We start from the raw sequence: 14,090 nt of genomic DNA on the forward strand, positions 1-14,090 counted from the left end.
TTGTATCCTATTATTGTCAAATTGTATTCTTTTGTCAAATTATATATTACATATTTCATACCTTTGCCATTAATAATTAAGATTTGATAATATGAAAAATTATTTAGTAAGTAAGAAGAACATTTTTTTGATGTTCCTGTTGGTTTCTTCGGCATCTTCTTTTGGTAAGGATTATTTAATATCAACTCCAAAAACATCTTTATTACTATCTGCAGAAAAAGGGAAGAAATCTAAAGTACAGTATTATGGAACCCGTATAAACGATGTAAATGATGTTTACAATTCTGGCTTGAATATGAATTATGAGAGTTATCCGGCGTTTGGACTTGACTGTATTAAGGAAAAGGCTATTGCAATCACTCACAGTGATGGAAACCAGTCTTTGGACTTGTATGTCGATGATGTCATAACAGAGAATAGAGAGGGATGTGAAATCACTAAGATTATAATGAATGATAATGTGTATCCTGTTGAGGTAGTACAGTGTTTTAAGAATTATGAGGGGACAGATGTTATATCTACTTGGGTAGAAATAAATAATCAAGGTAAGAAACCTGTAACTTTATATCAGTTCGCATCTGCATATATGTCTATGCCAAGAGGTGATAACTGGATTAATCATTTACATGGGGACTGGGCTTCTGAACACACAATGGAGGAAGAAAAACTTACTAACGGACAGAAGTGTATTGTGAATAGATATGCTTTGGATAATACGACAACAAGTAATCCTTCGTTTATGGTCAGTATGGATGGTCAGTTGAAGGAAAATACAGGACTTGTTATGGGAGGAGTTCTTTCATGGACTGGTAATTATAAGATTCAGTTCAATGCACAGAACAGTTACTTGAATATTATAGCGGGAATCAGTGAGGACAATTCTTATTATATATTGGACGGAAAGCAAACTTTTATAACTCCGGAATTTGCAATGACTTATAGTGTTGATGGGAAAGGTGGGGTAAGTCGAACTTTCCATAAATGGGCAAGAAAATATAAACTGAACAGAGGTGGAGAAACACGTGATATTCTGCTGAATAGTTGGGAAGGTGTATATTTCAAAGTCAATCAGGAGGCCATGGAGCAAATGATGAACGATTTTTCAGAAATGGGAGGTGAATTGTTTGTAATGGATGATGGTTGGTTTGGAAATAAGTATCCAAGAAATAATGGAACTTCATCTTTGGGTGACTGGAATGTGTGTAAGGAGAAATTACCTCAGGGAATACAGGGGCTTATAGATTATGCCAAATCCAAGAATATAAAATTCGGAATATGGATAGAGCCTGAGATGACTAACACTAAGAGTGAACTTTTTGAGAAACATCCGGACTGGGTGTTACAGGTTAAAGGACGTGATTTGACAAAAGGAAGAGGAGGCAGTCAGGTCGTGTTGGATCTGACTAATCCTGAAGTACAGGATTTTGTGTTTAGTGTAGTTGATAATCTTATGACAAACTATCCTGAAATAGCATACATGAAATGGGATGATAATAGTAGTCTTATGGATTATGGGTCTTGTTATTTACCGAAAAATAAACAATCAAACTTGTATGTAGATTATCAGATTGGATTGGAAAATGTGTTGAAGCGTATCAGAGCGAAATATCCAGATCTTGTAATGCAGGCATGTGCCGGAGGGGGTGGTAGAGTGAATTATGGAATGCTTCCATATTTTGATGAGTTCTGGACAAGTGACAATACTGATGCATTACAGAGGATATATATGCAGTGGGGAATTTCTGGTTATTATCCGGCAATAGCAATGGCTTCGCATGTCAGTGCGGACAAGAATCATCAGACAGGTAGGATTACGCCTTTGAAATTCAGGTTTGATGTCGCTATGTCAGGTCGTTTGGGTATGGAAATCCAGCCTAAAGATATGTCTGATAAAGATAAGGCTTTTGCAAAAAGAGCAATTGCTGCTTATAAGGATATACGTGAAATTGTTCAGTTCGGTGATTTGTACAGACTTGTTTCTCCGTACGATGATCGAGGTTTGGCATCGTTAATGTATGTATGTGAGGATAAGGCTGAAGCTGTCTTTTATGCATATAAGTTGGAGCATTTTAAAAATATGAATATTCCAAATGTGCGAATGAATGGTCTGGACCCGAATAAAAAGTACCGATTGAAAGATTTAACACCTGTTAATGAGAATAAGCCTTGTTGGCTTAATGACAGAATTATTAGTGGAAAAGTGTTGATAGAGCAGGGATTACCATTGAGAAGTCTTTTAGGCAGTGAATATTCAAGTCTTGTGTTGGAACTAAATGAAGTAGAATGAGAAATAAAAATAATTTGATAGATAATGATTATGGGTTTCAGAATTCTGTTTTATATATTAGTAGTATGTGGTTGCAATTTAGTATTTGCTAAAGGAAGTCTTGATAGGGATTTACTTCCTCAACCTATATTCTCAGAAAAACCAGAGTTTGTTGATTTGTACTGGAATACATGGGAACTTGCCTGGGGTAGAGTGAAATATCAGGATGGTGTGTTCCAATCTCCATATATGGATGAGAATCTTTGGGACGACACTATCTGGATATGGGATACGGAGTTTATGGTATTATTCTGTCGATATGCTCCGTCTGTATTTCCGGGAATACAAAGTTTGGATAATTTTTATGAGTCTATTCTTAATAAGAAACCTTCTTCTTTGAGAATACAGCATCCGGATAATCCCCCTTTCTATCCTTGGGTGGAATATGAATATTATAAAATGACTGGTGATAGGGAGCGTATAAAGAAGGTTCTCCTTGAAGATAAATTCTTGCAGCGTCATTATAACTGGTTTGAAAATCTGAAACGGGGAACGAAACTTCATTTCAGGCATGCCTGGATTGCTTTGGAAAAAAGAGATTTGGGATATAGATGGGGATGGGTTCAGAGCGGTATGGACAATACTCCAAGAGGAAGAGGACGAAAAGGGGAATTGCTCTGGATGGATGCTGTGGCACAGCAGGCACTGGCGGCTTTATATATTGAACGTTTAGCAAAGGAACTGGGAGATAAGGATATAGCTAAGGAATATAAGAAATTATATAAGGAACACAAGGAACTTCTTAATGAATATTACTGGGATGAAGAGGATGGATTTTATTATGATCTTTCTGAAGAAGATATATCGTTTGTAAAGGTAAGGACTCCTGCTGTATATTGGTCTATGCTTGCTGAAATACCTGATAAAAAACAGGCGGAAAGATTAGTGAAATATGCTGTAGACCCGTTGGAGTTTGGAGGTAAGTATCCATGGCCTTCTGTTTCACGACGTGATAAGGATTATAATAATGAAATAGGTGATTACTGGAAAGGGGCTGTCTGGCTTCCATTGGCATATATGGCAACAAAGGCTCTTGAAACATATGGGTATTATGATATTGCGCATGAAAACTCTTATAGGCTGCTGGAGCAAATGAGCGAAACTTATAATAAATTCACTCCGGCAACTGTCTGGGAATGTTATTCACCTTCTGCTCCACGTCCTTCTGAAAGACAGTATAAGGATAGAAGAGAACTGGTTAGACATGACTTTTGCGGATGGTCTGCTTTGGGACCAATCTCATTGTTCATAGAGAATGTATTGGGATTTTATAATATTGACGCAAATAAAAGGCTTGTGGAATGGCATAAGAATGGAGATGGCGAACAAGGGTTGCGTAACCTGAGATTCGGGGATATAATAACTGATATTGTGGCGAACGGAAAGAATGTCAATGTGAATAGTAATGAACCTTATACACTGATAATCAATGGTAAGAAATATAAAGTGAAACGAGGTAGCCAGACTCTTGTTTTGAAACGGTAGGTGTTGCTTGAAAAAAGTCTTTCTAATGTTGTTGTCTTGTATTTATATCCTGTAATTTTATGTCGGATTTGAATTTATAAGGATAGTAAATTTAGAAAACGTAAATATATGAAAGAGGCATTTATAAAACTTCATCTGTCTGTCCTGTTGGCTGGAGGAACGGGAGTATTTGGAAAACTGATAACGTTGAATGAGTTTATGCTGGTGTGGTACCGGTTATTATTGGCCGCAATATTATTTTATTTTGTGCTTAAGATATCCGGTAGTATTAAGAAAGTAAGTAGAAAGGATATTCTTAAGATTGGACTGGTAGGAACTTTGTTGGCATTGCACTGGGTGTTCTTTTATGCCAGTATCAAGTTCTCGAATGTTTCTATCGGAGTGGTGTGTCTGTCGCTGATGAGTTTTTTCACTGCGATTTTCGAACCGTTCATAAACAGGAAACGTATCTCTGTAAAGGAGATAGCTTTCAGTCTGATTGCTGTGGCGGGAATAGTTCTGATATTCCACTTCGATACTAGATATAGGACAGGGGTTCTGTTGGGGATAATATCATCGGCTTTGGCTTCATTGTTTACCATAATGAACAAGAAGGTGTCTGTAAATTATTCTTCAGGAACTATGTTGCTATATGAAATGTGTGGAGGATTTGTCGGGCTTACGGTTTTAATGCCACTGTACAGTTATTGTTTCAATACGGATTTTGTAATACCTGGTACTACGGACTTCTGTTACCTGTTGGCATTGGCATCTGTATGTACGGTATGCCTGTATATTTTACAGATTCAGGTTCTGAAAGTTATATCGGCTTTTACGGTTAATCTCAGTTATAATCTTGAACCTATCTATAGTATTATATTAGCCATGATGTTGTTTGATGAGGGGCATTATCTGGATAGCAGCTTCTATATGGGACTGCTGCTGATTTTGTTTTCCGTAGTCTTACAGTCGATAGATGCCTTTATAAGGAACAGGGCTTCGTGAATTTATAAAATGTAAAGATTGTGTTATGAGAAAATTTTATCTGATTTTTTTATTTGGTGTTATTTCTGTTTGTGGCTTTGCCACACATTCGGGATATACTGAGATAATTGATTTGAAAGGGAAATGGAATTTCTCGTTTGATAATAAGACGTATAATGATGAGGTGATTCTTCCCGGGACTACTGATACGAACAGGAAGGGAAAGATGAATGAAAACAGAAATGAAACGACTTTCCTGTCAAGATATTATAAGTTTGAAGGTAAGGCATGGTATAGTAAGGAGGTCATGATACCTGAAAACTGGGACGGTAAGGTCATCAGACTGTTTATGGAAAGAACCCGTCCTACAAAGGTGTGGGTCGATGATAAATATGTGGGTAATAACAGTTATCTATCGACTCCTCATGTGTATGATTTATCCGGATTTATCGCTCCGGGAAAGCATCGTATAACTGTTATGGTGGACAATGGTGACGGTATTCCTTCTCAAATACGTTCAAGCTCGCACTCCTGTACGGAATCTACACAGACAAACTGGAACGGTATAATTGGGCGTATTGAATTGCAGGCTTTGAACAAACTGCATATAAAATCGGTACAGGTGTATCCTGATGCTGAAAAACGTCAGGCAAAAGTGAGGATAGATATATCTACGGATAAAGGTATAGCCGGCGAAAAGGTTGTAATGTCTGCTGAGGCTTTCAATACTGAGAACAAACATAGTGTAAAACCGTTGGAGATTCTGCTTGAAGACGGTAAGACTGTCTATGAACTGGATTATGATTTTGGAAAAAAGGCTTTGCTCTGGAGTGATGCGGATCCGGCATTGTATAGACTGGATGTCGCTATCGTGGGTAAGGATGAGAAGTCGGTGAATTTCGGATTGAGGAATTTTGAAGTTGACGGAATGCTTTTCTCCATAAACGGTAACAAGACTTTTCTGCGTGGAAAACATGATGCATGTGTTTTCCCTCTTACCGGATATACGGCAATGGATGTGGAGGAATGGAGGCGTTACTTCAGAATATGCAAGGAGTATGGTATAAATCATTGCAGATTTCATTCCTGGTGTCCGCCGAAGGCTTGTTTCGATGCTGCCGATTTGGAAGGTATTTTCCTTCAGCCGGAATTGCCTATATGGGGAAGTTTCAAGAAAGAGTCGAAAGAGTTGATGGACTTCCTGATGAATGACGGTATGGCTATACAGAGTGAATATAGCAATCATGCTTCGTTCGTGATGTTCGCTTTGGGTAACGAGCTTAGTGGCGACATAAATGTGATGAAGGATTTTGTCAATAAATTTCGCGATGTTGAGAAAAGACATCTTTATGCATACGGCTCTAATATTTTCCTTGGAACAAAAGGATATATGCCTGGTGAGGACTTCCTTGTTACATGCAGGGTAGGATGGGCAAAAGATTATTCCACTCATGCGCGTGCTTCTTTCTCGTTTGCTGATGCAGAGGAAGGTGGATATCTGAATAATACTTATCCTAACCTAGTTATGAATTTTGATTCTGCGTTGGTGAAATCGAAAGTGCCTGTTATCGGGCATGAAACGGGACAGTTTCAGACTTATCCTAATTTTGAGGAGATGAAGAAATATACGGGGGTACTTGCTCCTTGGAACTTTGAGGTTTTCAAGAGCAGGTTGGAAAAGGCCGGTATGGCTGATAGGGCTAAAGATTTCTTCAGAGCGTCCGGTGCATGGTCGGTAGAACTTTACAGGGCTGATATAGAAATGAATCTTCGCTCCAAATATATGTCTGGATTTCAGTTGCTTGATTTGCAGGATTATCCTGGACAGGGTTCTGCGTATGTGGGTATTCTGGATGCTTTTATGGATAGCAAGGGACTGGTTAAGCCGGAAAAATGGAGGGAGTTCTGTTCTGAGGTAGTGCCTTTGTTGGTTACAGAAAAATATACATGGACCGGAAGGGAAAACTTTAAAGCTGAGATGAAAGTGGCTAACTACGGATATTCTTCCTTGAAAGGGAAAACTTTGTCGTGGAGTCTGAAGGATGGAGGAAAGGTCCTGAGTGGTGGAAAACTTCGTTTGGGTGACGGACAGGGACTATTGGATGCCGGAAAAGTGGAAATGCAATTGCCTGATGTGAGAAAGGCTTGCAAGGTGGAACTGACACTGTCGGTAAATGGAACTTTTTATAGAAATTCTTATCCTCTGTGGATTTATCCGGCAGAAAAGAAGTTGGTGAAAGGTGATGTGGAAGTGGTGAGAAAACTGGATGAGAGGACACTGGCTTTGCTGGCAGAAGGTGCTAAGGTGTTGTTTATTCCTGAGAAAATGGACTGCGGAGAGGTTACTGTTGGTGGATTGTTCCAGACTGACTACTGGAACTACAGAATGTTCAAGAGTATTTGTGACAGAATAAAGAAACCTGCATCGCCGGGAACATTGGGAATACTGACTGATCCGGAGCATCCTGTGTTCGGAGATTTCCCTACAGAGGAACATACTAACTGGCAATGGTATCCGGTTATAAAAAACAGTTATCCTATAATAATGGACAGTATGCCTAAAGATTATTATCCGATAGTACAGGTGATAGATAATGTGGAGCGTAACCATAAACTTGGACTGATTTTTGAAATGAAGGTTGGGAAAGGAAAATTGTTGGTATGCATGGCCGACCTTGAAGTGGCTAGGAATACTCCTGAGGGCTTCCAACTTTATGCAAGTATTCTTGATTATATGAATTCTGCGGGCTTTAATCCTGAAAGGACTTTTACTGCTGATGCTCTGAAGAATCTTTTTAATGGTGTCAAGGCAGGTAGCGACATTAAAGTCTTGGAAAATATATCTTATAATTGATTAAATAATCATTGTATGTTTTGTTAATATCTGAGGGAAGTGTGATAAATAAATCATTTTGCTCTGAAAGGATAATTCAAAATACGGTAAAAACGTACTTTGTCTTATCCTTTTTGTCGTTTTATACTATTTTATTGTAGTTCTGTATTATTCTTTTGCTGATAGAGAATATTATTGTGCTATTTTGCATTACGAAAATTAAAACTTTAAAATAAGAATATCATGAATAAACGAACTTTGCTTTTAAACGCATTGGGGAGCGTGATGCTTTTAGCATCGTGCGGCAGTAATATTACTTCTGAAGATAGGGAAATGGATTGGTTCGTATCTGAACTGATGAGTAAAATGACCATTGAGGAGAAGATTGGTCAGCTCTGTCAGTGCTCAGGCGGATTTGCAACAGGACCTAATAATACAAAAATAGACAGAACTGAGGATATAAGCAAGGGATTGCTTGGCTCTATGCTTAATGTATCAGGTGCTGCCAATACACGGAAGTATCAGGAGGCTGCAATGAAGTCGCGTCTGCAGATTCCGTTGATTTTCGGACTTGATGTGATACATGGCTTCAGAACCGGTTTCCCTCTTCCATTGGCTGAGGCTGCAAGTTTTGACCTTGAAGCTATAGAAATGAGTGCAAGATGCTCGGCACGTGAAGCGGCTGCCGCAGGACTTCACTGGACTTTTGCTCCTATGGTTGATATAGGCTGGGATGCGCGTTGGGGGCGTGTGATGGAAGGTGCCGGCGAAGACCCTTATTATGGTGCTAAGGTTGCAAAAGCAAGAGTACATGGACTGCAGGGCGATGACTTGTCTGATGAATCTACTATAATGGCTTGTATAAAGCACTTTGCCGGATATGGCGCTCCTATTGCCGGAAAGGATTATAACAGTGTGGATATGTCGATGGGACATTTTGCCAATTTCTATATGCCTCCTTATAAGGCTGGTGCTGAAGCAGGAGCGGCTACTTTTATGAGTGCATTCAACGATTTCAATAATGAGCCTTGTACTGGAAATGAATTTCTGCTACGCGATTTATTGAAAAACAAATGGGGCTTTGACGGCTTTGTGGTATCCGACTGGGGCTCTGTTGGTGAAATGATTAATCACCGATATGCTGCCGACGAAAAGGAAGCTGCCCTAAAAGGTATTACTGCCGGTCTTGACATGGAAATGGTGAGTGAATGTTACTCTAAGAATCTGAAGGATTTGGTGGAAGAAGGAAAGGTTGACGAAAAACTGGTGGATGATGCAGTCAGAAGAATTCTTGAACAGAAATATAAACTCGGACTGTTTGAAGATCCTTTTAAATACTGTAACGAAGAGAGAGAAAAGTCGGTTATCGGTTCTAAGCAGTCAAGAGAGGAAGCTTGTTATGTCGCTGAAAGATCTATTGTCCTTTTGAAGAATGAGAAGAATATACTACCTCTGTCAAAGGACGTGAAACGTATATCGTTGGTTGGTGCTTTGGCTAAGTCGCAGAAAGATATGTGCGGTGCATGGTCGTGTGCTGATGTCAGTAAGGTTGTAACTCTTTATGATGCAATGTGCGAGAGAGGTTATAATGTGGATTACGTTGAGGGATATAACCTTGAAAATAATAAGATTGTTGATTTGAACAGGAGTCTTTCTTCTGCAAGAAACTCGGATGTGGTGATTGTCGCTATGGGTGAACGTGCATGGCAAAGTGGCGAGATGCGCTCAAAGGGTGATATCTCCATTGCTGAAGAGCAGCAGAAGTTGGTTTCAGAACTTGTGAAGACAGGCAAGCCAGTGGTGGTACTGATGATGTGTGGACGTCCAGTTATCTTTAATGAGGTACGTAAGGATGCTCCTGTTATTCTGTGTACATGGTGGCTTAGCAGTGAGGCGGGTAATGCAATCTGTAATGTGTTGTGGGGTGATTACAATCCGTCCGGAAAATTACCTATGACTTTCCCTCAGCATAATGGACAGATTCCTTTGAATTATCAGTATAAGAGTACAGGTCGTCCAACTGCAAATGGAGGATGGTGTGCAAAGTATATTGATATTCCTACAGAACCTGCATATCCTTTCGGTTTCGGACTGTCATATACTACATTCGAATATTCTGATTTGAAGGTAAATGATTCTGTAAATGGTGATGTTTATGCCAATGTATCAATAAATGTCAAGAATACAGGAAAATATAAAGGTGAGGAAGTTGTTCAGCTGTATGTAAGGGATGAGGTGGCTTCTGTCACACGTCCGATAAAGGAACTGAAGGGATTTGAAAAGATTTCTTTGGAACCGGGAGAAACAAAGACTGTTACTTTCGATATCACTGATGAACAATTGGGATTCTATAATAACAATATGGATTATGTAGTGGAAAAAGGTGATTTTACTTTCATGGTAGGTGCTAACAGTAAGGATGTACAGTCAATCAAATATACTTTGAAATGAAAAATATAACTAAGGCAATATTGGGGTTGATTTTAGGGGCTTCATGTAGCTTGCTGCCTGAGGGCATGCAAGCTGCTGGGAGGCTTGACACTATTGATTACAGGGTTTTTATAGCTGTTGACAGACCTGCAATAGAACATTGGGGTGGTGAAGCGGCTTATCGTGAGAAGCTTGATGAGTTCTTTGGAAAGGTTAACAAATTCTGGAACGAGGCAGGACAGGGAAGATTTAAATATTATTTCAGATATCTTCCTGATTTACAGATGATATATAATGGCAGTTCGGATGTGGTGGAAAAAGCATTCAGGTCGTCGACCTGTTATCCGGAACATGATGTGCTGATGATAATTGATTCTAAAGCTGACCATGATGATGAGCATCCGGGATGGTATTGTGGTGGAGCGAGTGACGGGCTGAGTCTTGTGGTTTGCAGGGGAAGAAGTAAGACTGAGCCGGAAGACTTGTTTGGAAAAGATTATTTTTACAGGGGTGTGGCTCACGAACTAGGACACTATCGGGGAGTGACAGACTTGTATGCTGACAGAATTCGTGCGAAGAATAATCCTGTAAACGGTTTGGAGTATGAACCGGAGGCTTGTGTGATGAACTCACATTATACTGCCACAAGATGGAGTGACTATGCTGCTGATATTATAAACTATACGGCATTATACAAGAGGCCTGGAAAGGAATGTCCGGGATTCTTCCATAATATGTTCCCTCAGAATTTTGATATAAAGGTTACAGCGAAAGGTAAACCGAAGAAAGGCGTGAAAATCAATCTTTATGGTTCAAGGGCAAAGTTCAATGATCTGATTTCTGTTCCTTACAGGAGTTATGTTACCGGAAAAGACGGAAGGGTGTTTGTAACAGGTGTTCCTGATTTGTATGACCGGCCTGAAAGACCTGTAAATACTGACGAACTTCCTTATAACCGTTGGTTTACTTTCCTGCTTGAGACGGAATATAACGGTGAGAAGAAGTATGTGTGGTTGCCGGAGTATGAAGTGCAGCGTGCATTCTTTAAAGGTGAGAAAACTTATAGTGTTGATGTGAAATTTTAAATTCTTATATATATGAAATCTGTATTTTTTAAAACTATACCTTTTTCTGTGTTTATGATGTTGGGGGTAAACGCATATTCGCAAAAGGTTTATGAACTTAGTGATCTGTCGGGGAGTGTTAATGTTACAGTCAGTGTGGACGAAGGAAATGTTGCCTATTCTGTATCGAAGGACGGTGAGGTGATGATAAGAAAATCACCTGTATCCATGTCTATATCGAATGGTGACGTGTGGGGAAAGGACGCAAAGGTGAAGCGTGTGAAAAGAAGAAGCGTTGACGAGGATATATTTCCTCCTGTCTATCGTAAAGATAAGATAGAAAATGAGTATAACGAGATGACCATCAGCTTTAGGGATGGTTATAGTCTGGTATTCAGAGCATTTGAGGATGGTTTCGCCTATAGATTTGCTTCTGATATTTCAAAACCTTTCAACGTGTTGTCTGAAGAGGCTTCATTTAATCTGCCGGACGACAGCAAGGTTTATGCAGCATTCCCGAAAGGAAGAATGAATGAGGGAAAGGAAGATCCGTTCTACAGCAGTTTCCAGAATACGTATGAATACATGTCGCTTGAAGAATGGAATAACGGAAAATTTGCGATGACTCCTTTGTTGGTTGAAACGAAATCCGGTAAGAAAATGTGTATTACTGAGGCTGACTTGCTGAATTATCCGGGTATGTATCTGCAGAATAATGAGACCAAAGATGGTTTGAAAGGTGTTTTTGCTCCATATCCTAAGAAGATTGTTCCTGAAGTGAGAGGACTGAAAGGTGTGGTGAAAGAACGTGAGAACTTCATTGCGAAATATGACGGAAAGACAACTTTCCCGTGGAGGGCTGTCATTATTGCTGATGAGGATAAGGAATTGCTTGATAATGATATGGTCTATAAGTTGGCTACTCCAGCTACGTTCGAGGATTATTCGTGGATAAAGCCTGGAAAGGTGGCTTGGGACTGGTGGAATAACTGGAGTCTGTATAATGTGGACTTCCGTGCGGGAATCAATACTGAAACTTATAAGTATTATATTGATTTTGCGTCTAAGAATGGTATAGAGTATGTTATACTTGATGAAGGTTGGGCTGTTCCAGGTGCGGCTGACTTGATGAAAGTGGTGCCTGAAATAGATTTGAAGGAGATTATTTCTCATGCTGAAAGTAAAAATGTAGGAATAATCCTTTGGGCAGGCTATCTGGCTTTCGATAAGGATATGGATAATGTATGTAAGCATTATGCGGCTATGGGGGTGAAAGGTTTCAAGATTGACTTTATGGACAGAGATGACCAGATAGCTGTTGACTTTAATAAAAGGGCTGCGGAAACCGGTGCGAAGTATAAACTTCTTATCGACCTGCACGGAACATTCAAACCTACAGGATTGCAGAGAACATATCCTAACACTATCAACTTTGAGGGCGTTCATGGTCTGGAAGAATTGAAATGGGCTAAGGAAGGTACCGATCAGGTGACATACGATGTGACTTTCCCGTTTATCAGAATGGTAGCAGGACCAGTTGACTATACTCAGGGTGCTATGGTAAATGCCAACAAAGAGAATTTCAGGGCTATCTATACTGAACCTATGAGTCAGGGTACAAGATGCCGACAGTTGGCTGAATATGTTATATTTGAATCTCCACTGAATATGTTGTGCGACTCTCCTACTAACTATGAGAAAGAACAGGAATGCACATCATTCATTGCGGAAGTACCGACTGTATGGAATGAAACTCGTCCTTTACAGGCAAATATTGGCGAGTATATAGTCATGGCACGTAGGAATGGCGATGTGTGGTATGTTGGTGGTCTTACTAACTGGAAAGAACGTGAAGTGAAAGTTGATTTTTCTTTCCTCGGTGAAGGTGAGTACAATGTGGTGTTGTTTAGGGATGGAATAAATGCGGATCTGGTTGCTAAAGACTACAAAAAAGAAACTATGAAAGTTACCAACAAATCTGTAGTTGATGTGAAAATGTATAGTGGTGGTGGTTTTATAATGAGAATAGTTAAATAATAAATTTGAAGTCTTTTTATGTAAAGTTTATCTGGAAGAACGAAGTAATGATGTGACCCTTTTTAGAAATGAATCAATAAATTTGTAAAGTAAATTCAGTTACGGTCATATAATAAAACAAGTTTATCTCCGCACGCCTGTGTCAAGATCTCGACACGCTCGTGCGGAGTTCTCCACACGTTCGTGTCGAGTACTCCACACGCCCGTGTGGAGATAATTTTGTTTGGCCTTTCTCCTGTACGCCTTTAATTCTTAAAAAAAATAATAATTCCAAGCAGTTTATAACTGTGCTTTTTATTTTGATTCCTCAAAAAAATATCGATTTGTAATTTTTATTTTTGGAAATTTCCTTCTGTATCAGTCAGCGAAAAGCATTTTTTATTCCCATCATAATAATCTTAAAGTAATAATTTTGCAGTCATATTATCCGCTTTTCGGCATTTATTACAATGATTTTCATCGGAATCAGTATTTTTTCATGACATTTTTACATAATAGATTCTCTATATATTATTAATATAATGTATGAAAAATCCTTACATAAGCTTCCATATAATACTTATGTGAAAAAGTTCCTTTCATTTTTCATTGATTAACAGTGAGTTATGTATATAGTTATAATTTTTTTGAAAAAAAAGTTGTCAAATGTATTGCAGGAATTAAAAAAGGTTGTACTTTTGCATCCGCTTTCGAGAGTGAAAGTGATTAAGTGATGACATGATGTAAAATTGGTAGTGATATTCGGATTGTATAAGTATCTTACCTTGTTATACTGCAAGGGAGCGAGAACGACGGTCCGAGATTTTTCCGAAAACTTTTTTGAAAAAAAACTTTGAAAAAAGTTTGGTGGTTAAAAATAAATCGCTTACCTTTGCATCCGCTTTCGCTTCCAAACGAAAGAAGTTCTTTGAAAGATTTTAAATAAACAAACAGAATGTAGTACAAGCGTCAC

General features: G+C 39.0%; 7 protein-coding genes. All 7 read left to right on the forward strand.

Annotated features, from left to right (window positions below; translation table 11 throughout):
- The first annotated feature begins 91 nt into the window (after positions 1-91).
- A complete protein-coding gene (locus tag Q0486_RS13785) occupies positions 92-2,287 on the forward strand; it encodes an alpha-galactosidase (protein ID WP_299234517.1) in 2,196 nt (731 codons plus the stop codon).
- 30 nt (positions 2,288-2,317) lie between these two features.
- A complete protein-coding gene (locus Q0486_RS13790) occupies positions 2,318-3,811 on the forward strand; it encodes a trehalase family glycosidase (protein WP_299234519.1) in 1,494 nt (497 codons plus the stop codon).
- A gap of 108 nt (positions 3,812-3,919) precedes the next feature.
- Positions 3,920-4,795 carry a DMT family transporter gene (locus tag Q0486_RS13795; protein WP_299234524.1) on the forward strand — a complete coding sequence of 292 codons (876 nt, stop codon included), beginning with the start codon at positions 3,920-3,922 and terminating at the stop codon, positions 4,793-4,795.
- Between the two features lie 25 nt (positions 4,796-4,820).
- Positions 4,821-7,628 carry a sugar-binding domain-containing protein gene (locus Q0486_RS13800; RefSeq protein WP_299234527.1) on the forward strand — a complete coding sequence of 936 codons (2,808 nt, stop codon included), beginning with the start codon at positions 4,821-4,823 and terminating at the stop codon, positions 7,626-7,628.
- A 264-nt stretch (positions 7,629-7,892) separates the two neighbouring features.
- Positions 7,893-10,058, forward strand: a complete 2,166-nt coding sequence (gene bglX / locus Q0486_RS13805) for a beta-glucosidase BglX (protein WP_299234548.1) — start codon at positions 7,893-7,895, stop codon at positions 10,056-10,058.
- Entirely contained in the window at positions 10,055-11,122 is a 1,068-nt protein-coding gene (locus tag Q0486_RS13810) for a hypothetical protein (protein WP_299234530.1), read from the forward strand. Before bglX ends, Q0486_RS13810 begins: the two co-directional genes overlap by 4 nt.
- Before the next feature lie 12 nt (positions 11,123-11,134).
- Positions 11,135-13,138, forward strand: a complete 2,004-nt coding sequence (locus Q0486_RS13815) for a glycoside hydrolase family 97 protein (protein WP_299234533.1) — start codon at positions 11,135-11,137, stop codon at positions 13,136-13,138.
- The last annotated feature ends 952 nt before the right edge of the window (positions 13,139-14,090 follow it).

It is taken from the genome of uncultured Bacteroides sp. (assembly GCF_937912035.1).
Lineage (GTDB): Bacteria > Bacteroidota > Bacteroidia > Bacteroidales > Bacteroidaceae > Phocaeicola.